This window comes from Burkholderia sp. NLJ2, assembly GCF_049487195.1.
Taxonomy (GTDB): Bacteria; Pseudomonadota; Gammaproteobacteria; order Burkholderiales; family Burkholderiaceae; genus Burkholderia; species Burkholderia pyrrocinia.
Map to the genome: position 1 here is coordinate 1546896 of NZ_CP137810.1, position 24684 is coordinate 1571579.

Annotated in this window: 27 protein-coding genes; 11 read left to right on the forward strand and 16 right to left on the reverse strand. The window is 67.1% G+C overall.

Annotated features, from left to right (window positions below):
• Positions 1-39: 39 nt before the first annotated feature.
• The gene (locus R9B84_RS29270; protein WP_009688930.1) at positions 40-174 is read right to left on the reverse strand and encodes an entericidin A/B family lipoprotein; all 135 of its coding nucleotides are present in this window, start codon (positions 172-174) and stop codon (positions 40-42) included.
• 233 nt (positions 175-407) lie between these two features.
• Here R9B84_RS29270 and R9B84_RS29275 point away from each other — a divergent pair, with 233 nt between their 5' ends.
• Positions 408-1703, forward strand: coding sequence for an aspartate carbamoyltransferase (locus tag R9B84_RS29275; RefSeq protein ID WP_423763437.1), 1296 nt, complete (start codon positions 408-410; stop codon positions 1701-1703).
• Between the two features lie 131 nt (positions 1704-1834).
• On the opposite strand, the gene R9B84_RS29280 is transcribed toward R9B84_RS29275, so the two are convergent.
• Complete coding sequence (locus R9B84_RS29280; protein WP_423763438.1) at positions 1835-2254, reverse strand: type II toxin-antitoxin system VapC family toxin; 420 nt, start codon at positions 2252-2254, stop codon at positions 1835-1837.
• Entirely contained in the window at positions 2251-2490 is a 240-nt protein-coding gene (locus R9B84_RS29285) for a FitA-like ribbon-helix-helix domain-containing protein (protein WP_423763510.1), read from the reverse strand. Before R9B84_RS29285 ends, R9B84_RS29280 begins: the two co-directional genes overlap by 4 nt.
• Positions 2491-2801: 311 nt before the next feature.
• On the opposite strand from R9B84_RS29285, the gene R9B84_RS29290 reads away from it, so the two are divergent.
• From R9B84_RS29290 to R9B84_RS29300, 3 genes are read left to right on the forward strand one after another with little or no spacing between them, the layout of a single operon-like run.
• On the forward strand, positions 2802-5045 hold the full coding sequence (locus R9B84_RS29290) for a TonB-dependent receptor (RefSeq protein ID WP_423763439.1): 2244 nt from the start codon (positions 2802-2804) through the stop codon (positions 5043-5045).
• A gap of 3 nt (positions 5046-5048) precedes the next feature.
• Complete coding sequence (locus tag R9B84_RS29295; protein ID WP_423763440.1) at positions 5049-5804, forward strand: tetratricopeptide repeat protein; 756 nt, start codon at positions 5049-5051, stop codon at positions 5802-5804.
• Positions 5801-6484, forward strand: coding sequence for a Fe2+-dependent dioxygenase (locus tag R9B84_RS29300; protein WP_423763441.1), 684 nt, complete (start codon positions 5801-5803; stop codon positions 6482-6484). Before R9B84_RS29295 ends, R9B84_RS29300 begins: the two co-directional genes overlap by 4 nt.
• Positions 6485-6564: 80 nt before the next feature.
• On the opposite strand, the gene R9B84_RS29305 is transcribed toward R9B84_RS29300, so the two are convergent.
• A complete protein-coding gene (locus R9B84_RS29305; RefSeq protein WP_423763442.1) occupies positions 6565-6987 on the reverse strand; it encodes an amino acid-binding protein in 423 nt (140 codons plus the stop codon).
• 212 nt (positions 6988-7199) lie between these two features.
• On the opposite strand from R9B84_RS29305, the gene R9B84_RS29310 reads away from it, so the two are divergent.
• From R9B84_RS29310 to R9B84_RS29325, 4 genes are all read left to right on the forward strand, one after another.
• Positions 7200-7439, forward strand: coding sequence for a type II toxin-antitoxin system Phd/YefM family antitoxin (locus R9B84_RS29310; RefSeq protein WP_047902809.1), 240 nt, complete (start codon positions 7200-7202; stop codon positions 7437-7439).
• Positions 7436-7831 (forward strand): type II toxin-antitoxin system VapC family toxin, encoded by a 396-nt coding sequence (locus R9B84_RS29315; protein WP_423763511.1) that lies wholly within the window; start codon positions 7436-7438, stop codon positions 7829-7831. The genes R9B84_RS29310 and R9B84_RS29315 overlap by 4 nt, the downstream gene beginning before the upstream one ends.
• Positions 7832-8040: 209 nt before the next feature.
• Positions 8041-8676, forward strand: coding sequence for a M15 family metallopeptidase (locus R9B84_RS29320; RefSeq protein WP_423763443.1), 636 nt, complete (start codon positions 8041-8043; stop codon positions 8674-8676).
• 105 nt (positions 8677-8781) lie between these two features.
• Positions 8782-9366, forward strand: a complete 585-nt coding sequence (locus R9B84_RS29325) for a nucleotidyltransferase family protein (RefSeq protein WP_423763444.1) — start codon at positions 8782-8784, stop codon at positions 9364-9366.
• Positions 9367-9385: 19 nt separating this feature from the next.
• Here R9B84_RS29325 and R9B84_RS29330 read toward each other — a convergent pair whose 3' ends face one another.
• On the reverse strand, positions 9386-9547 hold the full coding sequence (locus tag R9B84_RS29330) for a hypothetical protein (protein WP_423763445.1): 162 nt from the start codon (positions 9545-9547) through the stop codon (positions 9386-9388).
• Between the two features lie 14 nt (positions 9548-9561).
• Here R9B84_RS29330 and R9B84_RS29335 point away from each other — a divergent pair, with 14 nt between their 5' ends.
• The gene (locus R9B84_RS29335; protein WP_164992046.1) at positions 9562-9705 is read left to right on the forward strand and encodes a hypothetical protein; all 144 of its coding nucleotides are present in this window, start codon (positions 9562-9564) and stop codon (positions 9703-9705) included.
• A 109-nt stretch (positions 9706-9814) separates the two neighbouring features.
• Here the strand turns inward: R9B84_RS29335 and R9B84_RS29340 are convergent, their stop codons facing one another.
• From R9B84_RS29340 to panE, 8 genes are all read right to left on the reverse strand, one after another.
• Entirely contained in the window at positions 9815-10573 is a 759-nt protein-coding gene (locus tag R9B84_RS29340) for an SDR family oxidoreductase (protein ID WP_423763446.1), read from the reverse strand.
• Positions 10570-12117 (reverse strand): FGGY-family carbohydrate kinase, encoded by a 1548-nt coding sequence (locus R9B84_RS29345; protein WP_423763447.1) that lies wholly within the window; start codon positions 12115-12117, stop codon positions 10570-10572. The genes R9B84_RS29340 and R9B84_RS29345 overlap by 4 nt, the downstream gene beginning before the upstream one ends.
• 29 nt (positions 12118-12146) lie before the next feature.
• Positions 12147-13235, reverse strand: a complete 1089-nt coding sequence (locus tag R9B84_RS29350; RefSeq protein ID WP_423763448.1) for an alcohol dehydrogenase catalytic domain-containing protein — start codon at positions 13233-13235, stop codon at positions 12147-12149.
• 46 nt (positions 13236-13281) lie between these two features.
• On the reverse strand, positions 13282-14289 hold the full coding sequence (locus tag R9B84_RS29355; protein ID WP_423763449.1) for an ABC transporter permease: 1008 nt from the start codon (positions 14287-14289) through the stop codon (positions 13282-13284).
• Positions 14276-15796, reverse strand: coding sequence for a sugar ABC transporter ATP-binding protein (locus R9B84_RS29360; RefSeq protein WP_423763450.1), 1521 nt, complete (start codon positions 15794-15796; stop codon positions 14276-14278). Before R9B84_RS29360 ends, R9B84_RS29355 begins: the two co-directional genes overlap by 14 nt.
• A 62-nt stretch (positions 15797-15858) precedes the next feature.
• On the reverse strand, positions 15859-16800 hold the full coding sequence (locus tag R9B84_RS29365) for a substrate-binding domain-containing protein (RefSeq protein WP_423763451.1): 942 nt from the start codon (positions 16798-16800) through the stop codon (positions 15859-15861).
• Positions 16801-16968: 168 nt separating this feature from the next.
• Entirely contained in the window at positions 16969-17928 is a 960-nt protein-coding gene (locus tag R9B84_RS29370; RefSeq protein WP_423763452.1) for an AraC family transcriptional regulator, read from the reverse strand.
• A gap of 284 nt (positions 17929-18212) precedes the next feature.
• Positions 18213-19160 (reverse strand): 2-dehydropantoate 2-reductase, encoded by a 948-nt coding sequence (panE, locus tag R9B84_RS29375; RefSeq protein WP_423763453.1) that lies wholly within the window; start codon positions 19158-19160, stop codon positions 18213-18215.
• Between the two features lie 261 nt (positions 19161-19421).
• On the opposite strand from panE, the gene R9B84_RS29380 reads away from it, so the two are divergent.
• Positions 19422-20975: a methyl-accepting chemotaxis protein gene (locus tag R9B84_RS29380; protein ID WP_423763454.1), complete on the forward strand. Its 1554-nt coding sequence runs from the start codon at positions 19422-19424 to the stop codon at positions 20973-20975.
• Positions 20976-21005: 30 nt separating this feature from the next.
• On the opposite strand, the gene R9B84_RS29385 is transcribed toward R9B84_RS29380, so the two are convergent.
• Entirely contained in the window at positions 21006-21683 is a 678-nt protein-coding gene (locus R9B84_RS29385) for a LuxR C-terminal-related transcriptional regulator (RefSeq protein ID WP_423763455.1), read from the reverse strand.
• A 379-nt stretch (positions 21684-22062) separates the two neighbouring features.
• On the opposite strand from R9B84_RS29385, the gene R9B84_RS29390 reads away from it, so the two are divergent.
• Positions 22063-22554 carry a hypothetical protein gene (locus R9B84_RS29390; RefSeq protein WP_096473838.1) on the forward strand — a complete coding sequence of 164 codons (492 nt, stop codon included), beginning with the start codon at positions 22063-22065 and terminating at the stop codon, positions 22552-22554.
• Positions 22555-22572: 18 nt separating this feature from the next.
• On the opposite strand, the gene R9B84_RS29395 is transcribed toward R9B84_RS29390, so the two are convergent.
• Positions 22573-23079, reverse strand: a complete 507-nt coding sequence (locus tag R9B84_RS29395; RefSeq protein ID WP_423763456.1) for a hypothetical protein — start codon at positions 23077-23079, stop codon at positions 22573-22575.
• Between the two features lie 132 nt (positions 23080-23211).
• Positions 23212-24633 carry a sigma 54-interacting transcriptional regulator gene (locus R9B84_RS29400; RefSeq protein WP_423763457.1) on the reverse strand — a complete coding sequence of 474 codons (1422 nt, stop codon included), beginning with the start codon at positions 24631-24633 and terminating at the stop codon, positions 23212-23214.
• Positions 24634-24684: the final 51 nt, after the last annotated feature.

Below are 24684 nucleotides of genomic sequence, written 5' to 3' on the forward strand. Positions count from 1 at the left end.
GGACGGCCCAGCGCCTTCTGCATTCCGGAACCGGTTGCCTTACTTGGCCTTTTCGGCCGTATCGCTGATCGCCTGGCCGCCCTTCGAAATGTCCTGGCCCATGCCGGCGACCGTATTGCAGCCGGCGAGCGCGGCGGTCACCACCAGCAACATTGCAGCAATCGTACGCGTCATTCTCATTCTCCTTCGAATCAACAAGCCCGACCGGGCGAATCGTTTGCGGCATGGCGCCCTGCCGATGCAGGGCACGGGGCCTGACCTGATTATACGGAGACGAATGCCGCGCGCCAGTACGAGCCCGTCGAATGTCACACGCGCCACACGGCCCGATCACGCAGATTTTCCTTGACTTCACTGCGCCACGAACTAATATACGCACCGCGTATATTTTTCGTCAGGAGCCGCCGATGACCGTTCCCCAGCAAGCCTTCCTCCGCGACGCGATGCGCCGCCTCAACATGACCCGCGAAGCGTTCGCCAATCGCATCGGCGTCAGCCGGCGCGCGCTGGATACGTGGCTGCTGCCCGATGATTCGCAGGAATCGCGCGGGATGCCCGAGATCGTTGAGCGCTTCGTGTCGGAAATCGTCGAGCGTTCGGCACCGGAAGGCGGGGGCTATACGCAAAGCGTAGACAATCACGGGCTCGCGAAGCAGTTCCTGTTCGAAGGCAAGCCGCAACTGCTGTCGGTCGACCAGTTCTCGCGGGAGTCGGTCGAAGCGCTGTTCCGCGTGGCCGACGTGATGCAGCCGATCGCGCGGCGCCACAAGATTTCGCGTGTGCTGGAAGGCGCCGTGCTCGGCAACCTGTTCTTCGAGGCCAGCACGCGCACGCGCGTGTCGTTCGGCGCGGCGTTCTGCCGGCTCGGCGGCTCGGTGTGCGACACGACGGGCTTCACGTTCTCGTCGATGGCCAAGGGCGAATCGATCTACGATACGAGCCGCGTGATGGCCGGCTACGTCGACGCGCTCGTGATCCGCCACCCGGAGAAAGGCTCGGTGGCCGAGTTCGCGCGTGCGACCAACCTGCCGGTGATCAACGGCGGCGACGGCCCCGGCGAACACCCGAGCCAGGCGCTGCTCGATCTCTATACGATCCAGCGCGAGTTCTCGCGGCTCGGCAAGATCGTCGACGGCGCGCACATCGCGCTGGTCGGCGATCTCAAGTACGGCCGCACCGTGCACTCGCTCGTCAAGCTGCTCGCGCTGTACCGCGGGCTCAAGTTCACGCTCGTGTCGCCGCCGATGCTCGAGATGCCCGCCTACATCATCGACCAGATCTCGACGAACGGCCATGTGATCGAGCAGACGACCGACCTCGCGGCCGGGCTGCGCGGCGCGGACGTCGTCTACGCGACGCGGATCCAGAAAGAGCGCTTCACCGACGAATCGTTCGAGGGCTACACGCCGGACTTCCAGATCAACCAGGCGCTCGTCGACTCGGTCTGCAAACCCGACACGCTGATCATGCACCCGCTGCCGCGCGACAGCCGGCCCGGCGCGAACGACCTGTCGGTCGACCTGAACCGCGACCCGCGCCTCGCGATCTTCCGGCAGACCGACAACGGCATTCCGGTGCGGATGGCGATCTTCGCGGTGCTGCTCGGCGTCGAGAACCTCGTCCAGCATTCGATGCGCGACGCGACGTGGCGCCCGCCCGCATACCTCGGGCCGGAGGATGCGGTGTTTCACGGGGTCGATTGAGTTGTATCGGAGGTCTCGCGCCCGCCTGCCATTGCTTCATGGGCCGGGCGCGCATGCCTGACGCGGAACGCGCCGTGTTGCACGGCGCGTTTTCAGTTTCGGCGCAGTTTATGGCGCCTGGTAACCGCGAACTACCGCGCCCACGGATCGATCACGCGAAGCCCCACCGCCTCGAACGGCGCGACGTCGCGCGTGGCCACAATCAGGCCGTTCGCCTCGGCCGTGGCGGCGACAAAAGCATCGACAGGCGCGATCGCATTACCTGCGGCACGGGCTCGCGCCCAAAGGCTCGCATACGCTTTGCTCGCCGCATCGTCGAACGGCAGGATCCGGCCTCGAAACAGCGACAGCACACGCTGCTCGATGCGCTGATGCAGCTGTTCCCGCCTTCGCCCTTCCGGCAACGTCGCAACGCTGAATCGAATTTCGGCGAGACTGATCGCGGCGAGAAACAGCGTCTCGGCGTTCTGGGCATCGAGCCACTCGATCACGGCCGCACTCGGCTCGCGTCGCAGCGGTTCGGCAATGACATTCGTATCAACAAGGATCATTCGAAGCTCATCGGATTGGTTGGCATCTTGTCGCGCTGGACGTCGAAATCGACTCCCCCAGCCTCCCGCCCGATTTCCGCCAGCAACGTTCCCAGCTTGAGCCGCCCGCCTGGCAGGACGGCCTGCTCGAGAATGTCACGCACCTCGGCCTCGGTGCTGCGCCCATGCTGGGCCGCGCGAATCCGAAGTGCGCGATGCACTTCATCGGGCAAATTTCGAACGGTGATCACCGGCATGACGCGCCTCACTAGAATTGCTTTCAATGCAGTCATATCAGCACCTTGCTGTCATACCGAGTCAATCACGACACAGCCACTCTACCCGGCCCGACAAGCCCGTCACATCTGGCCAATCGGCCAATCTTCCCCGCCCATCCGCCTCGTAACATTCGTCAACAATCCCCTTACAAACGAGAACAAGAACGCTTCTCATTTAACGGAAAATTACATAGAATGCCGGCTGAAAACAAATCGTAATAATTCCCGGCGGTGTGCACCTTTCCGTAGCACCCAGCCTCCGGGGTCACATCGCGAGGTCGAAGCGCACCATGAAGTCCCGTTCCGACGAGTTGAAGCTCGGCAAATTCACCACCCTGTGCAGCGTGCTCGCCGCGAGCCCTGCATTCGCCGACGGCACGCCGCCGCCGGCCCCGTCCAGCACCGAAGGCCATCTCGCGCCGATCGAGATCCAGGGCAAGACCGAGCACAGCTACAAGGCCGACTTTTCCGCTTCCGCGAAATTCACCGCGCCGCTCGTCGACACGCCGAAATCCGTCACCGTGATCCCGCAGGAACTGATCCGGAACAGCGGCGCGTCGACGCTGACCGAAGCGCTGCGCACCGTGCCCGGCATCACGTTCGGCGCCGGCGAAGGCGGCAACCCGCTAGGCGACCGTCCGTTCATCCGCGGCTACGACACGCAGGGCAGCATGTTCGTCGACGGCATGCGCGACACGGGCGCCACGACGCGCGAGATCTTCAACACCGAACGCGTCGAGATCACCAAGGGTTCCGACGGCGCATACGGCGGCCGCGGCGGCGCCGGCGGCAGCATCAACCTAATCACGAAAGCCCCGCACCTCGGCACGACGGCCAGCGCGAGCGCGGGCCTCGGCACCGACCGCTATCGCCGCTTCACGGCCGACGGCAACTGGCAATTCGCCGATCACGCCGCATTCCGCCTGAACCTGATGAGCCACAACAACGACGTCGCCGGCCGCGACGCCGTCAACAACGAGCGCTGGGGCGTCGCCCCGTCAATCGCGTTCGGCCTCGGCACGCCGACGCGCGTGACCGCAAGCTACTACCACCTGTCGACCGACGACATGCCCGACGGCGGCATCCCGTATTTCTATACGACGTCGAACAAGCCCGCTAACGTCGGCACGATCTATCCGGCGCCCGTCGACCGCCACAACTTCTACGGCCTGATCGACCGCGACTTCCGCAAGACCACGTCGGACATCAGCACGATCAAGATCGAGCACGACATCACGTCGTCGCTGACGATCCGCAACACCACGCGCTATACGGAATCGACACAGGACTACATCTGGACGCAGCCGGACGACAGCCAGGGCAACGTGGTCAACGGCAAGGTCTGGCGCCGCAACAACAACCGCAACAGCTCGATCAACAGCCTCGCGAACCTGACCGAGTTGTTCGGCGAATTCCGCACGGGCCCGTTCAAGCACAGCTTCACGACCGGCATCGAGCTGTCGCGCGAATGGGGCAAGCGCGATTCGTACACGGTGGCGACCGACACCGGCAAGATCTGCCAGAAAGGCATCGGTGCGGCGTCGGGCTACAACTGCACGAGCCTGTGGTCGCCGAACCCGAACGATCCGTGGGCCGGCTCGATCACGCGCAACAACGACTTCGCGCATGCGCGCACCACGACCAAGTCGATCTACGGCTTCGACACGATCGAGATCACGCCGCGCTGGCAGGTCAATGCCGGCGTGCGCGTCGACGACTACTCGACCCGCTTCACCGACACCAAGGCCAACGGCGGCAAAACCTATACGCGCGACGACACGCTCGTGAACTGGCAGGCCGGCCTCGTGTTCAAGCCCGCGCAGAACGGCAGCATCTACGCGTCGTATGCGACGTCGTCGACGCCGGCCGGCATGCTGCTCGGCGAAGGCAGCGAGACGCAGTCGCTCACGCCGGGCCGTGGCGGCGTCGGTCCGAACGCCGATCAACTGTCTCCCGAGAAGAACCGCAGCATCGAGCTCGGCACGAAGTGGAACGTGCTGAACGACAAGCTCGCGCTGACCGCCGCGCTGTTCCAGATCGACACGACGAACGCGCGCGTGACGCTGCCGAACAACCAGTACGCGATGGTCGGCAACAAGCGCGTGCAAGGTCTCGAACTCGGTGTCGCAGGGCAGATCACGAAGCAGTGGCAGGTGTTCGGCGGCTACACGTACATGAAGAGCGCGCTGCGCGACAACGGCAAGGACGCGGCGAACAACGGCAACCGCTTCCCGAACACGCCGAAGCACAGCCTCACGATGTGGTCGAACTACGACGTGACGCCGAAGTTCACGGTCGGCGGCGGCGCGTTCTATATGTCGGAAGTGTTCGGCGATCCCGCGAACCTGCGCGCCGTGCCGTCGTACTGGCGCTTCGATGCAATGGCGCAGTACCGGATCAACAAGAAGCTCGACCTGCAGTTGAACGTGAACAACCTGTTCAACCGCACGTACTTCGATCAGGCGTATCCGGCGCACTACGCGTCGATCGCACCGGGCCGCTCGGCATTCGTCACGCTGAACGCGCGCTACTGATCGATGGAAGCCGTGTCACTGAAGGCGCTCGCGTCGGTATCGCCGCGCGAGTTCGCCGACATCCTGGCCGGGCCGCCCGAGCGCGCCGCCGCGTGGGTCGCGGCGGCGGCCGACAACGGCATCGTCGATGCGCAGGCCGTCTACGGGCAGTACCTGCTCGACGGGCACGGCGTCGCGCGCGATCCGGCCGCTGCGTTCAACTGGTTCCGGCACGCCGCGCGGGCCGGCCATCCGATGGCGATGAACATGCTCGGCCGCTGCTACGAGTTCGGCTGGGGCACGGCCGCGTGCGCGCCGGTCGCCGTGTACTGGTACCGGCTCGCCGCGCAGGCGGGGCTCGACTGGGGCATGTACAACTTCGCGACGGCGCTCGCGCTCGGCAACGGCGTCGACGAGAATCGCGCCGACGCACTCGACTGGTTCCGCCGCGCGGCCGCGCTCGGCCATGCGAAATCGATCAACCTGATCGGCGGCTTCTACGAGGACGGCTGGGTCGTGTCCGTCGACACCGACGCCGCGTTCGACCACTATCGCCGCGCAGCCGTTGCCGGCGACTTCCGCGGCCAGTTCAACTTTGCACGGCTGCTTGCCGCGCGCGGGCGCATCGACGAAGCGCTCGTCTGGCTCGCGCGCGTGCCAGCCACCGCAACGCCCGCGTTTATCGCAAAGATGCGCGCGTATCTCGCGTCGTCGCCGATCGACGCGTTTCGCTCGGCGGCAATGCAACTGGCGCCGCACGTTATGGAATCCGCATCATGATGCTTCAAGTCCCCGGTGTATTGACCAAAGCGCAGGTCGCGCAATGCCGCGACCTGCTCGATGCAGCCGAATGGGTCGACGGCAACGTGACATCCGGCGCGCAGTCGGCGCTTGCCAAACGCAACCGGCAATTGCCGGAAGGCTCGCCGGTTGCCCGCGCGGTCGGCGACGCGATCCAGGATGCGCTCGCGCGCCATCCGCTGTTCTTTTCGGCGGCGCTGCCGCTCAAGGTGTTTCCGCCGCTGTTCAACCGCTATGAAGGCGGCGAGACGTTCGGCACGCACGTCGACAATGCGATCAGGCTGCTGCGCGGCACGGATTTCCGCGTGCGCAGCGATCTGTCGGCAACGCTGTTTCTCGCGGAACCCGATGCGTACGACGGCGGCGAGCTGTGTGTCGAGGATACGTACGGCGTGCATCGCGCCAAGTTGCCGGCGGGCGATCTCGTGCTGTATCCGGCGTCGAGCCTGCATCACGTGACGCCCGTGACGCGCGGCGAGCGCGTCGCGTCGTTCTTCTGGATCCAGAGCATGGTGCGCGACGATGCCGACCGCACGCTGCTGTTCCAGCTCGATACGCAAATTCAGCAGCTCTCTGCGGACAAAGGGGCGCACGACCGGGGCGTGATCGCGCTCACCGGGATCTATCACAACCTGCTGAGACGGTGGGCGGATACCTGAGCCATGCGGCGGGGCCCCGCAACGTCCTGAAACGCGTGCCCCCATCCGGCCAAGCCAGTCCACCGTCCAGCGCAGCCGCCTTATGCCCGCTGCAGGATATCGATCGCCTTGTCTGCATCGTCCACCGAATCGACCGCGAAATAGGCAATGAACTGGGAACCCAGCACGGCGGCCGAGACGCCACGAAGATTGATCGAGCCGTCCGCGAGCATCTGGGTCAGTTGCCCGATGATGCCCATTTGATCCAGACCCATTACGCGGACGGAGTGAACGCTCGGGGTGACGCTGAACCCCACCTGCGTGGCCGCGCGAATCACCGCGTCGCCCTGCAATGGCGCGACAAACACGACGCCCTTGCCCGGCGCCTCCGCTGTGCGGCGTGCGATGATGAACTGCAAGTCTGCACCGGCAGTCCGCAGGGCGCCTAATACTGCCGCGAGGCCGCCCGGCTTGTCGTCGATGGTTGCCGCCCAGACATCGACACGTTCTACGCTCAGTTCCATGGCAGTCCCTCCCGCCTGAGAACCCGGATAGAAAAAATCTAGATCACAGCAAGCACGTGAGCAAGGCCCGCAGCGTCTTCCGTCTTCCGGCCCCCGGCATCGCCACACGCTGTCGCGCTTTGCATGCATCCTGTGACACCTGACCGTCGCGACTTGCCTCCCTCCGCCGCACCGTCATAAAATGACTATCGTCACATGACCATGTCCATATCATGATGCCGCACGCTCCCGTTTCGAAATCCGATTTCAAGGCTCGCGCACTCGAATACTTCCGGCTCGTCGAGTCGTCCGGCGAAAGCCTGATCGTCACCGATCACGGCAAGCCGACGCTCGAGATCCGGCCGTATCACGCACGCGAGGCTCAGCCGTTGGACATATTGCGCGGCTCGGTCATGCGCTACGACAATCCTCTCGATCCGATTGCGGAAGATGATTGGGAGGCGTCGCGGTGATCGTGCTGGATACGCATGCGTTGGTGTGGTGGGTGGCGGGCGATGCTTCGCTCAGCAAGAAAGCGCGAAGCGCAATCGATCGCGCGCGCAGCGAAGGCGCGCTCGCCGCATCCGCGATCTCCGCGTGGGAGATTGCGATGCTGGTGCGCAACGACCGCCTCGTACTGACGATGGATGTCGACGCGTGGCTCGCCACGGTCGCGCAGATCGACGGCATGCGCTTCGTGCCCGTCGATGCCGACATCGCCGCGAAATCCACCACCCTGCCCGGCACGTTCCACAAGGATCCGGCCGACCGCATGATCGTCGCCACCGCGCGGCGGCTCGGCGCACCGCTCGTCACTCGCGACGAAAAAATCCGCGCTTACGCGCACGTGAAGACGCTCTGGTAAGCGTCGCCCGCCCACCTGCCAAACCGCAGCACGTCCTCCGCCGGACTCTGGCATATTGGCGATTCGTCTGATCAAAACGACCAGGATCGGCCACCCGCGACGGAGCACGAATCCCGGGCGGCCCGCTCACGGCCCGCAACCGTCATCGCGCCACCCCGCCCGCCATCGTGATACCGCTCTCCGATCCCGTCGTCCGGTCGATCGCCCTGATGGAGTCGCACGAAGGGTTCGTCGATCTCGCCACGTTCGATGAACGCATCGCCGTCGACCTCTCGCGCAGCGTCGTTTCGAACCCGAGTCCGCATTTCCTGAAGGTACGCAGCGGTGTCGCCGAACGGCTGGTTGCCGCCGCGCACGCGCTCCCCGACGGCCTGCGCCTGTACGTCAAGGAAGGCTATCGTCCGCTCGCACTTCAGCGCGAATACTTCACCAGCCATCTCGCGCAATTGCGTGCGACGCTGAATCCGCCGCCGTCCGACGACGCGCTGTACGAACTCGCGAGCCACTACGTCGCGCCACCCGAAGTCGCGGGCCATCCGACCGGCGCTGCCGTCGACCTGACGTTGATGTCCGCCGGCGGCGCCGAGCTCGACATGGGCTGCGTACTCGACGCCACCGACCAGGAATCGTCCGGCGCGTGCTATACGCACAACGTATTCATCAGCCGTACGGCCGCGCGCAATCGCCACGTGCTGATCGCCGCGCTGACCGGCGCCGGCTTCACGAATTACCCGTCCGAATGGTGGCATTGGTCGTTCGGCGACCGCTATTGGGCCGTCATGCAGCGTGAATCGCACGCGATTTACGGCCCCGTCGACGAAAACATGCTCGACGAAGGTGCGTGACGGCGGTCTTTCCGATCTGACAGGCGCGACCCGGTGACATCCTCACTTGCCGATCCCCGCCCGCTCCCGCACAATCGCAGCACCTGTCTCACTCCCCCCGCGCCGATGTCCTATGCGTCACTCGTCACCGGCGTCCTGCTCGCCGGCGGCCTCGGTCAACGCTTCGACCCGAGCGGCCTGCACAGCAAGCTGCTCGCGCTGCTTCCCGACGGCACGCCGGTCGCGGTCGCGGCCGCCCGCCATCTCGCGGCGGCCACGGCCGACGTGATCGCCGTCGTCCGTCCCGGCGCCGAAAAACTCGCGATTCTGCTGAACGAAGCCGGCTGCCAGGTCGTCTATGCGCCCGACGCGTCGCGCGGGATGGGCGCGAGCCTCGCGGCCGGCGTGCGCGCCACGCCCGATTCGAACGGCTGGCTCGTCGCGCTCGGCGACATGCCGTGGATCGCGGCATCGACCTACGAAGCCGTCACGCGCGCGCTCGATGCCGACGATGCGTCGATCGTCGCACCCGCGCATCGCGGCGTGCGGGGCCACCCGGTCGGCTTCGCCGCGCACCACTTCGATGCGCTCGCCGCCCTCGACGGCGACATGGGCGCTCGCGCGCTGTTCGCCAGCGCGCCGGTGAAACTGCTCGACGTCGACGATCCCGGCATCCTGCGCGACGTCGACACGCCGCAGGATCTGCGCTGACCGCGATCGCGCGGATCACTCAACGCAATGCACGTTGCGTTGCAGGATCCCATTCGATAATCGCCGCTTCACGAATTTCGCCGACGACCGACAACCCGCCGCAAGAATCCCGCTGCAAATGCTCGCCCGATTGGCTATAACGAAGACGAGGCGCGCCCTCCGCGCCGCCGCCGTCACGCATTGCGCGAGCCCTCCATGACCGATCACACGACCCCGACACCCGAGCCACCGGCCGACCCGAACCGCGATCCGGAAGACGACCCGCTGTCGCCGCCGCCGGGTCATCACCACGACAACCCGCAGCAACCGGACGGACCGCCGAGCAAAGACCCGGTCTAGCCGCGCGTCGGCTGCTCCGCACATTCGCCCCTATTTCCCGTCATGCGCGGTCGACGGCAGCCGGCCGCCCGTCGCCCGTCACCCGTCACCCGTCACCGCATGACGTGGCCTATCGCGCCGTATACCCGCCGTCGATCGGCAACGACACGCCGCTGATCATCGACGCCGCATCGCTCAGCAAAAACAGGATCGGCTCGACGACCTCGCCCGGCTCCGCAAATCGCCCGAGCGGAATCGCCGCCAGCATCGGCGCGCGCTTCTCCGGTTCGCTCCACGCGAACTGCGCCATCGGCGTGAGCGTGACCGTCGGGTTCACGCTGTTCACACGAATGCCGTGCGGCCCGAGTTCGATGCACAGCACGCGCGTGATCGCGTCCATCGCCGCCTTCGACGCGCAATAGCTCAGATGCGCGGGCAAGCCGACGAGCGCGGCCTGACTCGATACGTTGACGATGCTGCCCCGTACATGCCCGGCGCCGCGTCCGTCGCGCGCGATCATCTTCCGTGCCACCGCCCGCGCGACGAGCGCCGCGCCCCGCGCATTGACGGCCATCACGCGGTCGAAATGCCCGGCGCTGACCTCGAGCGCCGCTTCGAGCGACGCGATCCCTGCACAATTGACGAGGCCGTCGAACGCATCGTGAGCAGCGAGCGCGGCATCGATCGCGTGTTCGTCGCCGCCGACATCGATGCGCAACGTATCGCACGCAGTCTCGCCGGCAAGCGCATCGAGCGCGGCCAGGTCGCGCCCTGCCGCGACGACCCGCGCGCCCGCCTGCGCCAGTGCGACCGCGCACGCGCGCCCAATGCCGCTCGATGCACCCGTGACGAGCACCCGCAAACCGCTGAAATCGAATCGTGTCTTCATGATGGCGTGTGCAACCCGTGCATGATCGCCTTGAGCGCCGGATACAGCGCTGTATAGAGCGCGAAGCGCGCCGTATACGCTTGCGCACGTTCGGCATCGGGCCGCGCGCGCTCGACGAGCGTGACCCAACCGCCCTGCGCGTCGTCGTGCGACACGAGCCCTGCCCCGACACCCGCGAGCAGCGCGGCACCCATCGCGGCTTCGACATCCTGCTCGATCGTCCACACCGGAAAGCCCGTCACGTCCGCGATGATCTGCATCCACAGCGCCGAATGCGCGGCACCGCCGACGACGATCAGCCGGTTGTCCAGCGCCACCGCCCCGCGGCGGCCGGCCTCGATGTTGTGCCGCAGCGCGAACGCGACGCCTTCGAGCACCGCGCGATAAAGGTGCGCCCGCGTATGCGCGAAACTCAGCCCGACGAATGCGCCGCTCGCCTTCGCATCCCACACCGGGCTGCGCTCGCCCATCAGGTACGGCAGGAACAGCACGCCGTCGGCACCGGCCGGCACGCTTTCGGCCGCTTCCTCGAGCAACACGTGCGGATCGCCGTGCGGCAGCAGGCGTGCCGCATCGATTTCGGCATGACAGAACTGGTCGCGAAACCACGCGACCGATGCGCCGGCCGTGATCGCACCGCCGAACACGTACAGGTCGCGCTGACCGTCGAATACGTGCGGCATGCTGACGAGCCCGTGCCGCGCATCGACGTGCCGGTTCACGTAGCCCCAGCACATGCTGGTGCCGATCATCGCGACATGCTGCCCGGTGCGCGTCGCACCGGCCGCGAAGGTCGCGACGGCCGCATCGACGCCGCCCGCGACGACAGGCGTGCCGGCCGGCAGCCCGAGCTGCTCGGTCCATTGCGACAGCAACCCGCCGACGATCTCCGTCGAATCGACGAGCCGCTCGGGCATCATCGTCGCCGGAATGCCGAGCATGTCGAGTGCGTCGTCGGACCACTCGCGGCGCGCGACGTCGTACACGCCGCCGATGTTGCCGGCCGAACTGTGATCGACCGCGACTTCGCCGGTCAGCAGGTAGATCACGTACGCGTTCGGCGGCAGGAAATAGCGCACGTTCGCCCACACGTCCGGCCGCTGGTCGCGCAGCCACAGCATCTTCGTGAAGCCGTAGTAGCTGTCGACGCCGTTGCCCGTGATCACGCGCAGCCGCTCGACGTTCACGTGCGTGCTGACCCAGTCGACTTGCGCGGTCGCGCGCCGGTCCATCCAGATCAGGCATGGATGGAGCGGCCGCATGTCGCTGTCGACCGGAATGCCCGAGCCGCCGTACAGGCTGCTCACGCACACCGCGCGGATCGCATCGGCCGGCACGCCCTGCGCGCGCGCATCGCTCACGCAGCCCGCGATGCATTCGAGCACCGCGTCGAACCATACCTGCGGCCACTGCTCGGCCCACAGCGGGCGCGGCGTATCGGGCTGGTAGCCGGCCGAGCGCCGCGCGACGATCGCGCCGTGCCGGTCGACGAGCAGCGCCTTGGTGCTCTGCGTGCCGATGTCGACGCCTATGACGTATTCCATGATGTCTCCGGTGAGGCGCACGCCGGCCATCAGCGGGCCGGCTTCAGCAGCACCTTGATCGATTCGGGCGATTTCGCGACGCGGATCGCGTCGTCCCAGTCCTCGAGCGCGAAACCGTGCGTGACGATGCCTTTCGACGTGACGAGCCCGCGCGCAAGCAGGTCGATCGCGACCGGATAACAGTATGGCCCGAGGTGCGCGCCGCGCACGTCGAGTTCCTTGCGATCGCCGATGATCGACCAGTCGACGGTCGCATCCTCCCCGAACACGCTGAATTCGACGAAGCGGCCGAGCTTGCGGATCAGGTCGAGCCCCTGGTTCACGCCGACCGGCGCGCCGGTCGTTTCGATGTAGACGTCGCAGCCGTAGCCATCGGTCAGCGCGCGGACGATCGCGCGCGCATCGTCGCGCTGCGGGTTGATCGTCACGTCGGCGCCGTACTCGCGCGCGAGTTCGAGCCGCTCGTCGATCAGGTCGATCACGACGAGTTTCTTCGGCGTCTTCAGGTGCGCGACCTGCGTCATCATCAGCCCGAGCGGGCCCGCGCCCGCGATCACGACGACGTCGTCGAGCTGGACGTCGCCGCGGTTCACCGTATGGATCGCACACGACAGCGGCTCGATGATCGCGGCATCTTCCAGCGATACGCCGAGCGGGATCTTGTGGACGAGCGCGGTCGGCGGAATGCGCATGTATTCGGCCATCCCGCCGTCGGCGACCTCGCGCTGGAAGCCGAAGATGTTGTGCACTTCGCACATCCAGTACTGCCCCGACTTGCAATAGCGGCACTTGCCGCACGGCACGATCTGCTCGGCGATCACGCGGTCGCCCAACGCCACGCCGAAATGCCCGGCCGCGCCGTCGCCGAGCACTTCGACGTAGCCGAAAAATTCATGGCCGGGAATCACGGGCGCCTTCACCCACGGGTTCGGGCCGCCCCAGAACATCTTCGCGCCCGTATAGCACTTGCAGTCGCTCGCACAGATTCCGCACGCGGCGATGCGGATCACGAGCTCGTTCGCGCCGGGGTGCGGCTTCGCGACCTGTTCGACGCGATAGTCCTCGGGGCCGTGGCAGACGACCGCGGTCATCCGCGGCTGGGCTTCGGGTGTCGTCATGAGTTGTCTCTTTCGTTGATGATTCGGATAGCTGATCGATCGCTCGTTACCGCGATCGTTCTCGGCTGATATAGATCGCGAGCAGGATGATTCCGCCCTTGATCACGTTCTGCACATACGGGTTCACGCCGATCATGTTCAGCCCGTTGTTGAGCACGCCGAGCAGCAGCGCACCGACCAGCGTGCCGAGGATCGCGCCGCGCCCGCCGGAGATCGACGTGCCGCCCATCACGACGGCCGCGATCGCGTCGAGTTCGAAGCCCACGCCCGCGTTCGGCTGCCCGCTCATCAGCCGGCCCGTCAGCACGATCGCGGCGAGCGCCGACGTGAGCCCGGCCAGCGTGTAGACGATCAGCTTCACGCGTGCGACGCGCACGCCGGTGAGCCGCGTCGCCTGCTCGTTGCCGCCGATCGCATACACGTAGCGGCCGAACGGCATGCGGTCGAGCAGCAGCCACGCGATCGCATAGACCACCAGCATGATCAGCACGGGCGCCTGGATGCCGAGCACCTTGCCGCTACCGAAGAACGCGACCCAGTCGGGCAGCCCGTCGATCGGATAGCCGCCGGTGTAGATCAGCGCGAGGCCGCGCGCGATGCCCATCGTCGCGAGCGTGACGATGATCGGCGGCATCCCCGCGAACGCGACGAACACGCCGTTCAGGAAGCCGAACCCGAAGCCGACCGCAATGCCGATCGCGAGCGCGGCGACTGCGTTGACGCCCGCGACCATCAGCCCGGCCGCAAGCGTGCCGGACAGCGCCATCACCGAGCCGACCGACAGGTCGATCCCGCCCGTCAGGATCACGCAGGTCATGCCGACCGCGATGATCGCGTTGATCGACACCTGGCGCAGCACGTTTTCGAGGTTCGTGGCGGACAGAAAGCTCGGGCTCGCGACCATCATCGCGATGCACACGACGACGAGGCCGACGAGCGGATAGAACAGCGTCGAGCGCCGCAGCTGCGCCCACATCGCGCGGGGCGGCGGCGCATCGCCGGCTGCGGCCGCGAGCGTCGTGGAAGGCGTGGAAGAAGAATCAGGCAGGTTCATGGGTCGCTCCTCGCGTGCCGGCCGTGGCATGGGTCATGACCGTGTCGGGATCGATCTCGTCGCCTTCGAGCGTCGCCTCGATGCGGCCCTGCCGGAACACGGCGACGCGATCGCACATGCCGACGATTTCCGGCAGCTCGGACGAGATCATGATGATGGCGTAGCCGCGCGCGGTGAGTTCGCGCATCAGCCCGTAGATTTCGGCTTTCGCGCCGACGTCGATGCCGCGCGTCGGCTCGTCGAAGATCAGCACCGACGTGTGATGGTTCAGCCAGCGCGCGATCACGACCTTCTGCTGGTTGCCGCCGGACAGCGTCGCGACTTCGGTATGGATCGACGGCGCCTTCACGCCGACGCGCCGCATCACGTCGTGCGTCGCGCGCGCCTCGCTGCGACGGTCGATCAGCCAGCGCATCGACCGGTACTTGCCGAGGTTGTTCAGCGAGATGTTGTCGCGGATCGAGAACGACGTGACGAGCCCTTCCGTCTTGCGACTTTCCGGCAGGATGCCGATGCCCGCGCGCAGCGCGTCGGCCGGATCGGCGAGCTTCGCCGCCGCGCCGCGCACGCGCACGTCCTTGCGGTGCGCACGCGTCGCGCCGATCACCGCGAGCGCGGTTTCCGTGCGGCCCGACCCGACGAGCCCGGCGAAGCCGAGGATCTCGCCGGCCCGCAGCGCGAAGCGGTTCACCGGGCCGTCGCGCTCGATCTGCAGCGCATCGACTTCGAGCACGGCCGGCGTGTCGGTCGGCAGCGCGGGCTTCGGCGGAAAGCTGCTCTCGATCCGGCGGCCGACCATCATCCGCACGAGCTGTTCGACGTCCGTGTGCGCGACGTCGGTCGTCGCGACGTACTGGCCGTCGCGCAGCACCGTGATGCGGTCGCACACCGTGAAGATCTCGTCGAGGTGATGCGAGATGAAGATCATCGCGACGCCCTGCCGCTTCAGCTCGCGCATGATCGCGAACAGGTGCTCGGCCTCGGCCGGCGTGAGCGTGGCGGTCGGTTCGTCGAGGATCAGGATGCGCGCATCGAGCGACAGCGCCTTGCCGATCTCGACGAACTGCTGCTGCGCGACCGACAGCACACGAATCGGCGCGTCGAGATCGATCGACACGCCGAGCCGCGCGAAAATGACGGCCGCCGCGCGGCGCATCCGCGTGCGGTCGCGCGCGCCCCAGCGCGTGCGCAGCTCGCGGCCGAGAAACAGGTTGTCGACGGCGTCCAGGTGCGGGATCAGGCTGAATTCCTGGAACACGATGCCGACGCCCGCCGCGACCGCCTCGTGATAGTTCGCGAAACGGCGTGCGGTGCCGTCGATTTCGATCGTGCCGGCATCCGGTTGATGGATGCCGCACAGGATCTTCATCAGCGTCGACTTGCCCGCACCATTCTCGCCGAGCAGCGCATGGATCTCGCCGCGCGCGATCTCGAGATGAATGTCGGACAGCGCCTTCACGCCCGGAAAGCTTTTCGTGATGTGGCTGAGCCTGAGTATCGTTTCCATCGGCTTCTCCGTGCGAAAGGCGTCGGCCATGCCGCCGCCCTTCGCGTCGCATCGCACGTCGTTCACCAGCTGAAGCCCTTCGCATTGCTGCGATCGACGACCTTCACGTCGACCGGGATCGCCTTCGGCACCGTCGCGCCCCACTTGCGCGCGATCGCGATGCCGAGCGCGATGCGCACCTGGTCGGCCGGGAACTGCGCGGTCGTCTCGATGAACTTCGAGTTCGGCTTCTGGATCGCGGCGATCGCCTCGGGCGCGCCGTCGACGCTCGTCAGCTTGATGTCCTTGCCGGAGCCCTCGATCGCCGCGAGCGCGCCCATCGAGCCGCCGTCGTTCACGCTGAAGATGCCCTTCAGGTTCGGACGCGCGGAGATCATGTTTTCGGTGACCGACAGCGCGGTCGCGCGCTCCTGCTTGCCGTTCTGCGTGTCGACGAGCTTCACGTTCGGGAATTTCGCGAGCCCGGCCTTGCAGCCGCGCACGCGTTCGAGGATCGGCACGACCGGAATGCCGTCGAGGATCGCGACCTCGCCGCTGCCGCCGATCGCCTTCGCGAGGTATTCGCACGACATCACGCCCGCGTCATAATTCTTCGAGCCGACGAACGAATCGACCGGCCCGTTCGCATTCGCATCGACGGCGACGACCACCGCGCCGGCCTTCTTCGCCTGTGTGATCGCCGACTGGATCCCGGTCGAATCGGTCGGGTTCACGAGCAGGATGTCGATCTTCTTCTGCAGCATGTCCTCGACGTCGCTCACCTGCTTGCTGACGTCGTGATGCGCGTCGGTGACGACGACCTGCGCGCCGATCGTTGTGGCCGCATCGTTCAGCGCCTTCTGCATCGTCACGAAATACGGGTTGTTCAGCTCCTGGAACGTCATGCCGATCCGCAGCGGCGCGGCATGCGCGACGGCGGGCAGCAAGGCCGCGACGGCGAGCGCGGCGAAGGCCGTCACGCGTGCGGCGCGGCGGGGGGATGAAGCGGGCGATGCTTTCGTCATGACGGTGTCTCCATGGTCGGCCGGCGTTTGCGCGTCAGCGCTTGCTCCGGCGCTATGTGAGCCGCGGTGTGCGGCTTTTTCGTGGTTGAACGAGCCCCTCGCGACGTGAGCGACGCGATCGGCTGGGTGAAACGGCGTGGAAAAGTCAGGCGGGCGACGGCCCGGCGATCATCCGGGCTGCGGCGCGAGTTCGGGCGCGCCGGGCGTCAGCACGCGCGGCGGCATCGGGTTGCCGGTGGGCGCCGCATGCAGCGCAAGCTCGCGGCTGCGCGCGTTCAGGCGCTGCAGCGCACGGAATTCGGACGGCGCCATCCCCTTCACCGCGCGGAACTGGCGGTTGAAGTTCGATACGTTGTTGAAGCCGGCCTGGAAGCAGATGTCGGTGATGCTCGCGTCGTCGGCAAGCAGCATCTGGCACGCGGATTCGATCCGCAGCCGGTTCACGTACTGGACGAACGGCATGCCCGTCTGGCGATGGAACGCGCGCGAGAATGCGCTGACGCTCTGCCCGGTCAGTTGCGCGAGTTCGGACTCGCGCAACTCGGATGCGAGGTTCTTGCCGATATACGACAGCGCATGGCTGAGCCGCGTGGGCGTGACATCGGCCTGGTCGTACGCGGGGCTCGCGAGCAGCGCGCGCTCGTCGGCGCCGCAAAGCCGTTCGAGGATCGTCATGAACAGCGCGATGCGGCGCATGCCGCGCGCCGCCAGCAGGTCGTCGAACAGCGGCGCGATCGCGGCGCTGGTCGCTTCGTCGAAGCCGACGCCGCGCCGCGCGTCGTCGAGCAGCGCCTGCGCATCGCGGCATTCGGGAAACGCGTCCATGCAGCGGCGCACGAATGCCGGGGCGAACTGGATCACGAGGTTGCGGCGCTCGACGGTTTCGCCTTCGGCCATGTCGCTGACCCAGTTGTGCGGCAGGTTCGGGCCGAGCAGCACGAGGTGGCCGGGGCCGAACGAGCCGATGTGATCGCCGACGAAATACTTGCCGCTGGTCGCGACGATCAGGTGCAGTTCGAATTCGGGATGGAAATGCCAGCGGATCGTGCGATACGGATAGCCGTGCGACCAGACCTTGAACGACTCGTCGCGTCGCACTTCGACCACTTCGAGATCGGGGTGCATCATCTTGGCGTCTCCATTCCCATGACTCGCTGGCCGGCCTGTTCGGCTGTTCGCGCGTGCGCCGCGTGTTTCGCGCGGCGACGCGACCGGTCGCATGGGAAGCAATGTAGGTCGATCGAGCGCGCGGCTCCACCAACTTTACGCCTGATTTTCGATACTTTTTTGCGCTTTCCGGCCGCAAACGGCGCCAGACGGCAAATTTGTGCAGCGCGGAACGCACCGGCGCGACGGCCCGGACGATGCGCCGATGCCGGTGCCGGTGCCGATGCCGATGCCGATGCCGGCGATTACGCAGCCGCGTGCTCGCGTGCGGTGCGCACTTCGTACGCCTTCAGGTGGTTGTACGCGATCCGCAGCAGCGACAGCGCATCGTCCGCCTGCGGATCGCGGCGCGCGAGCAGATCGCCGATCACGTGATCGGCTTCGACGCGCGCATGGTTCTCGACGTCGCGCAGCATCGACGCGGTCAGCGGCGACGGCGTCAGCACCATCCGCTGCATCCGCTCGATCGCCGCCGGGTCGGGCCGGTGGCCGTTGTGTTCGGCGATCGCGCTGCATTCGCCGAGCATCGTCTCGAGCAGGCGGCGGCCGTCCGGCGCGGCGAGAATGTCGCCGACCGAGCCGCGGAACAGCGAGGTGCTCGCGGCGAGCGTCGCGAGGAATACCCACTTCTCCCACATCCGTGCGGCGATGTCGTCGCTGAGCGTCGCGTCGAAGCCCGCGCCGCCGAGCACGTCGGCCACCGCGCGCACGCGCGGCGATTCGCCGCCGGCGAGTTCGCCGAACGACACGCCGTGCGTGTCGTTCAGGTGCACGATGCGCTGCTCGCGATCGAGCGTCGCCGCGATCACGCACAGCCCGCCGAGCACCTGCGCGGCGCCGAACCGGTCGCGCAGCACGTCGAGATGTCGCATCCCGTTGAGCATCGGCAGGATCAGCGTCTGCGGCCCGACGAACGGCGCGAACGACGCGATCGCGTCGTCGAGGCTGTACGCCTTGCAGCTCAGCAGCACGAGGTCGAACGGCGCAACCCCGGCGCCGGCATCGCCCGCGCGCACGGTCTGCACGTTCGCGAGCGTCAGGTCGCCGCGCGGGCTGCGGATCAGCAGCCCGTCGCGCGCCAGCGCGGCCGCGCGGCCGTCGCGCACCAGGAACGTCACGTCGCGCCCCGCCGCGACCAGCCGGCCGCCGAAGTATCCGCCGACCGCGCCGGCTCCTACCACCAGAATTCGCATCGTTGCCTCCTTTCGGTTTCATTCGGCGCCGCGCCGCCGCCAACCCGGGCGCCCGGCGCGCGCAATTGCCCCGACAGTATAGCGACCCCGTTTATGCATATGCATAGATACCCGTATCGGCATCGAAGGCATTGGCGCCGGGGTCGGCATCCGGTCGCTTCTTAGGGATTACCCGTCTACGGCAACGCGCGTTGCGCGCCGACAAGATACTTATCCCGTCACGCCGCTCCGGCGAGCTCCTCGACTGACCGACCACACACCATGCGCAACCTTTCCCTGAATCAGAAACTCGCCTCGATGATCGTCATCCTGTGGCTCGGCCTGCTCGTGATCGCCGGGCTTGGCGCGTGGCAGACGCGCGCATCGATGATCGAAGACCGCCGCGATCAGCTTGCCGCGCTGGTCGCGCAGGCCGCGAGCGTGACCGACCATTTCTACAAGCTGTCGCAGCAGAACGCGATGCCGGAAGCCGACGCGAAGCAGAAGGCGCTCGAAGCGATCGCCGCGATGCGCCACGGCGCCGACGGCTACGTCTCCATCAACGACTCGAAGCCCGCAATCGTGATGCATCCGATCAAGGCCGAGCTCAACGGCAAGGACGTGTCGAATTTCACCGATCCGAACGGCAAGCACCTGTTCGTCGAGATCGTGAAGGCCGGCAACCTGGAAGGCGGCAAGGGCTTCGTCGAGTATCTGTGGCCGAAGCCGGGCGCCGACAAGCCGCAGGAAAAAACCAGCGCCGTGCAGCGCTTCGCGCCGTGGGACTGGTATCTGGTGACGGGCATGTACATGAACGACGTGCACTCGGCCGTGCTCGCCAGCATCGGCCGCTGGCTCGCGATGACGGCCGTGCTCGGCGCGATCGCGACCGCCGTGATGGTGCTGGTGCTGAAAAGCGTGCGCGCAAGCCTCGGCGGCGAACTCGAGGTTGCGCTCGACGCCGCGCAACGCATCGCGCAGGGCGACCTGACCGCGCGCATGACCGTGAAGCACGACGATCGCGGCAGCCTGCTGCATGCGCTGCACACGATGCAGGGCGGGCTGATCGACATGGTGTCGCGCGTGCGGATGGGCACCGAGAACATCAACGTCGGCGCGAGCGAGATCGCGTCCGGCAACACCGACCTGTCGCAGCGCACCGAGGAACAAGCGGCCGCGCTCGTGCAGACCGCATCGAGCATGGACCAGATGACCGCGAACGTGAAGCAGAACGCGGACAGCGCCGCGCAGGCCGCATCGCTCGCCGGCCAGGCTGCGCAGGTCGCGACGCGCGGCAGCGCGGTGGTCGACGACGTCGTGCGCACGATGAACGAGATCACCGGCCGCTCGCACAAGATCGGCGACATCATCGGCGTGATCGACGGCATCGCGTTCCAGACCAACATCCTCGCGCTGAACGCGGCCGTCGAAGCCGCGCGCGCGGGCGAACAGGGCCGCGGCTTCGCGGTGGTCGCGGCCGAGGTGCGCTCGCTCGCGCAACGCTCGGCGACGGCCGCCAAGGAGATCAAGTCGTTGATCGTGTCGTCGAACGAGACCGTCGAGCACGGCGCGACGCTCGTCACGCACGCAGGCGAGACGATGGCCGAGCTCGTGCAGTCGGTGCGGCGCGTGAACGAGATCCTCGACGAAATCAGCCATGCGTCGCGCGAGCAAAGCGCCGGGATCGAGCAGGTCAATCGCGCGGTGGGCGAGATGGACCAGGTCACGCAGCAGAACGCGGCGCTCGTCGAACAGGCGGCAGCTGCCGCGCATTCGCTGCGCGATCAGGCCGAAGCGCTGCGCGATGCCGTCACAAGGTTCGCGTTGCCGGCCTGACGGCGCGGGCACGACACCGCACGCGCCAACTCACGCCGCGCCGCCGGCCCGCGGCGCGGCCGCACCGGTGCCGAGCCCCAGCCCGGCCGCGCGCTGGATCAGCTCGACGTCGTTGTTCGCGCCGAGCTTCTTCATCGCGCTGATCTTCTGCGCGCTGACCGTCTGCTTGCCCTTGCTCAGGCGCTGCGCGATCGTCTTGATCGGCACGCCCGCCAGATACAGGCGAATCACCTCGATCTCGCGCGCCGACAGCTTCACGGGCGCCTCGCCGCGCTCACCGATCGAATCGACCGCGCGCCTGACACACGGCGACAGGTAGCGCCCGCCGCTGTAGCTCGAATGGATCGCCGTGACGATATGGCCGACTTCGTCGAACTTGCTGACGATGCTCACGCCGCCGATCGCGAGGATCGACCGGAAGATCAACGGATTCTCGTTCCCGACCAGCACGACGATCCCCGCGTTCGGGCGCGTGCGCCGCAGCCAGTCGAACAGCGCGAGGCCGTCCATCTGCTCGTTGCCGCGGATCGAATAGTCGACCAGCACGATGTCGCAGTCGACGCCGCCGAGCGACGCGACCAGCTCGGCCGCGCTCCGATAGACCGCGACGAGTTCGATTGCGCAGGCGCTGCCGGCGATCTGCTCGATGCCGGCCAGCGTCAACGGCCAGTCGTACGCGAAGACGATGCGAACATTGAATTTCCTCATGCGCAGTTCCAGGTGGTTCACCGGCCGCGCGGCGCGGAACGCGCGCGGCCGATTTGGCGTTGAAAGGGCGTTCGGGATATTTTTAGCCCGAAGGTCGATTCTATGAAGCCGCGCGCGGGCCGGATATCGGACGGCATCGGGATTGGCCGTCGGGGACGTAATACAAGTTTGATATTTGCGCCGGTTCGGGCGCCCGGCATCGGCCGGACGGCCGGTTTCGCGCGGCGCTCGGGCCTTGCGGCCCGCCAGCAGGTAAAATTGCGGCCTTTGCATGCCACTCCGGGCACCCGGCGGCAGGCGACGCGCCGATGACGGCCGCGCGCCGCCGCCCTTTTGCCGGCTGCCCGTATGCCGGCTGCCCGTACTCCCCGCTTTCCCCATGACCGAATCCGACCTGCAATCCGACGACACCTCCATCCACGAAGACGGCCTCTGGCGCGACAACGGCTGGACCGCCCGCATCATCAAGAACGAAGACGACGACGGCTGGGCCGTCGAGATGATCAAGGACGGCGAGTCCGAACCCGCGCTCGTCGGGCCGTGGACCATGGGCCGCGACAAGAAGAACCCGAAGCCGATGGACGCGAACGCGTTCCGCACGCTCGTGAAGACCGCGACCGAGGTGCTGATGCGGCACGAGCAGCAGCGGCGCGCGATGCTGCACAAGGAAGTGACGATCCAGGACGAAGCCGGGCAGGATGTGTCGGTGACGCTCGACATCGTGCCGGACGAGTTCGAGCCGTACGCGCAGCTCAAGGCGTTCGATCCGTACGGCGAGCTGCTGGCCGACGCGAAGGTATCGGCCGGATTCAAGCTCAGCAAGGCCAGCGCCGAGCGCTGGGTCGCATCGGGCTTCGAGCGGCCGGCCTGACCGGGTGGCGGCGCCCGATCAGGTGCCGGCGCCCTGCCGCGCGCGCTGCAGCCGGCGCGCCGCCAGCTTGCGCCGCACGAACTCCTCGAATTGCCGGGTCGCGACCTCCGGATCGCGCGCGGCCAGCCCGAGCGCTTTGCGCACGAGCTGGATCGGCGTCAGCACGATGCCCCACGGCAGCCCCCACCAGCCGAGCGTGGCCGATGCAAGCAGCGCGACCGCCTGCTTCTTGCGGCCGCAGCGGCGGCAGCACACGTGGCGCCGCGTCGCCCAGCGCGTGACGAACACCAGCGATACGACGCGATGCGACGCGTGGACGTCGACCGGATGCCCTTCGCGCAGGCAGATCGGGCACGGCCCATACCGCCAGTCGTCGACGTACTGCCTGACCTTCGCGTCAGGCACCCGTTCGGCCTCGACGACGATCGGATGCGCGTGCGCGCACGCCGGACTGCAATAGCGGCGGCCGTCGATCGACTGCCCCCCGACCAGGAACGTCCTGCCGCAGTGACTGCACTCTGCCACGATAACCCCGGATAAGCGTGATACGCCTCGCGCCGGCCGCGCACGCATCGAAGCGCCGGCGGTCCGGACGGGCCATTTCATGCTTTAACGGCCGCAGTCGCACGGTCTTGAGCTCACGCGCGCAATCGCGCGTCAGGCGTGCAGCCCGTGCGAGGTCATCAGGCGGTACAGCGTCGCCCGCGAAATGCCCAGTTCCGCCGCAACGTCCGCATGCTGGTGACGGTGACGCATCAGCGTTTCCTCGATCGCGTGCCGCTCGGCCTGCCGGCGCGCCTCGGCGAGCGTCGTCGGCCGCCGCGACGTGTACGTGTGCAGTTCGAGATCGGCGGCCGAGATCATCGGGCCGTTCGTCATCACGACCGCGAACCGGATCCGGTTGATCAGCTCGCGCACGTTGCCGGGCCACGGATAGTTGTGGATCGCCTCGACCGCGCACGGCATGAAGCCGCGGATCCGATGCGAACTGTCACCGCGATAGCGCCGCAGCATGTAATCGGCGAGCACCATGATGTCGCGGCCACGCATGCGCAGCGGCGGCTCGTCGATGCGCAGCACGCACAGGCGGTAGTACAGGTCGGCGCGGAATCGCCCCGCCTGCATCGCGGCCTCGAGATCGACGTGGGTCGCCGACACGATCCGCACGTCCACCGGAATCGACGTGTGCCCGCCGAGCCGTTCGATCTTGCCTTCCTGCAGGAACCGCAGCAGGCTCGCCTGGCTCTCGAACGGCATGTCGCCGATTTCGTCGAGAAACAGCGTGCCGCCATGCGCGGCCTCGATGCGGCCGATCTTGCGCTGGTGCGCGCCCGTGAACGCGCCGCGCTCGTGGCCGAACAGTTCGGCCTGCAGCAGCGTCGGCGGGATGGCCGCGCAGTTCACGGCGACGAACGGCGCATCGGCGCGCGCCGACTGCTGGTGGATCGCCGCCGCCGTCAGTTCCTTGCCGGTGCCCGATTCCCCGGCGATGAACACGGTGGCATCCGTGTTCGCGACCTTGCGGATCGTCGCGAACAGCCGGCGCATCGCGTCGCACGAACCGATCATCGTGCCGCCCGCCGGCACCGCATCCGCGATCGGGTCACCGTCCGCGAGCTTCAGCATCCCGTACGCATGGCCGACGAGATAGCCGATCGTCGTGTAGGCCGTCGCATTGCGCACGTAGTCGAAACAGCAGTGGCGGATCAGGCGCGCGATGGACATGTCGCGCAGCCGCTCTCCGTCGGCGAGCGCGACCCAGCCGACGCGCGGGTCGCGCAGCAGCACCTCGAACGACGCGACGTCGGGCGACACGAAGCTGCCGAAATCGACGATGCCCGCATGCGGGCGGTTTACCTTGACGAGATTCAGTGCGTCCGCAACGGTTTTCGCGCGCCACACGTCCCAGCCGCGCAACTCGAGACAGTCGACGAGCGCGGCATCGTGCTGCTGCGACAGGTAGACGAGCGGCCGCGACGGCGAGACATGGTTGTGTCGGATGGCGAGGAACGGCATCGTGCCGGCCTCCCGTTCGACATCCTGCGGGCCTGACACCCTGATCTGGCAGCAATAGTTCACGATGGCCTCGCCGCTTAGGGTTGTATATCGGAACGGCCGTTGCCGAGTCGC

Bases quoted from the DNA above. Each gene is read 5' to 3' on its own strand.
- R9B84_RS29270 (WP_009688930.1), bottom strand. From the start codon at position 174: ATGACGCGTACGATTGCTGCAATGTTGCTGGTGGTGACCGCCGCGCTC.
- R9B84_RS29275 (WP_423763437.1), top strand. From the start codon at position 408: ATGACCGTTCCCCAGCAAGCCTTCCTCCGCGACGCGATGCGCCGCCTC.
- R9B84_RS29280 (WP_423763438.1), bottom strand. From the start codon at position 2,254: ATGATCCTTGTTGATACGAATGTCATTGCCGAACCGCTGCGACGCGAG.
- R9B84_RS29285 (WP_423763510.1), bottom strand. From the start codon at position 2,490: ATGCCGGTGATCACCGTTCGAAATTTGCCCGATGAAGTGCATCGCGCA.
- R9B84_RS29290 (WP_423763439.1), top strand. From the start codon at position 2,802: ATGAAGTCCCGTTCCGACGAGTTGAAGCTCGGCAAATTCACCACCCTG.
- R9B84_RS29295 (WP_423763440.1), top strand. From the start codon at position 5,049: ATGGAAGCCGTGTCACTGAAGGCGCTCGCGTCGGTATCGCCGCGCGAG.
- R9B84_RS29300 (WP_423763441.1), top strand. From the start codon at position 5,801: ATGATGCTTCAAGTCCCCGGTGTATTGACCAAAGCGCAGGTCGCGCAA.
- R9B84_RS29305 (WP_423763442.1), bottom strand. From the start codon at position 6,987: ATGGAACTGAGCGTAGAACGTGTCGATGTCTGGGCGGCAACCATCGAC.
- R9B84_RS29310 (WP_047902809.1), top strand. From the start codon at position 7,200: ATGATGCCGCACGCTCCCGTTTCGAAATCCGATTTCAAGGCTCGCGCA.
- R9B84_RS29320 (WP_423763443.1), top strand. From the start codon at position 8,041: ATGGAGTCGCACGAAGGGTTCGTCGATCTCGCCACGTTCGATGAACGC.
- R9B84_RS29325 (WP_423763444.1), top strand. From the start codon at position 8,782: ATGTCCTATGCGTCACTCGTCACCGGCGTCCTGCTCGCCGGCGGCCTC.
- R9B84_RS29330 (WP_423763445.1), bottom strand. From the start codon at position 9,547: ATGCGTGACGGCGGCGGCGCGGAGGGCGCGCCTCGTCTTCGTTATAGC.
- R9B84_RS29335 (WP_164992046.1), top strand. From the start codon at position 9,562: ATGACCGATCACACGACCCCGACACCCGAGCCACCGGCCGACCCGAAC.
- R9B84_RS29340 (WP_423763446.1), bottom strand. From the start codon at position 10,573: ATGAAGACACGATTCGATTTCAGCGGTTTGCGGGTGCTCGTCACGGGT.
- R9B84_RS29345 (WP_423763447.1), bottom strand. From the start codon at position 12,117: ATGGAATACGTCATAGGCGTCGACATCGGCACGCAGAGCACCAAGGCG.
- R9B84_RS29350 (WP_423763448.1), bottom strand. From the start codon at position 13,235: ATGACGACACCCGAAGCCCAGCCGCGGATGACCGCGGTCGTCTGCCAC.
- R9B84_RS29355 (WP_423763449.1), bottom strand. From the start codon at position 14,289: ATGAACCTGCCTGATTCTTCTTCCACGCCTTCCACGACGCTCGCGGCC.
- R9B84_RS29360 (WP_423763450.1), bottom strand. From the start codon at position 15,796: ATGGAAACGATACTCAGGCTCAGCCACATCACGAAAAGCTTTCCGGGC.
- R9B84_RS29365 (WP_423763451.1), bottom strand. From the start codon at position 16,800: ATGACGAAAGCATCGCCCGCTTCATCCCCCCGCCGCGCCGCACGCGTG.
- R9B84_RS29370 (WP_423763452.1), bottom strand. From the start codon at position 17,928: ATGATGCACCCCGATCTCGAAGTGGTCGAAGTGCGACGCGACGAGTCG.
- panE (WP_423763453.1), bottom strand. From the start codon at position 19,160: ATGCGAATTCTGGTGGTAGGAGCCGGCGCGGTCGGCGGATACTTCGGC.
- R9B84_RS29380 (WP_423763454.1), top strand. From the start codon at position 19,422: ATGCGCAACCTTTCCCTGAATCAGAAACTCGCCTCGATGATCGTCATC.
- R9B84_RS29385 (WP_423763455.1), bottom strand. From the start codon at position 21,683: ATGAGGAAATTCAATGTTCGCATCGTCTTCGCGTACGACTGGCCGTTG.
- R9B84_RS29390 (WP_096473838.1), top strand. From the start codon at position 22,063: ATGACCGAATCCGACCTGCAATCCGACGACACCTCCATCCACGAAGAC.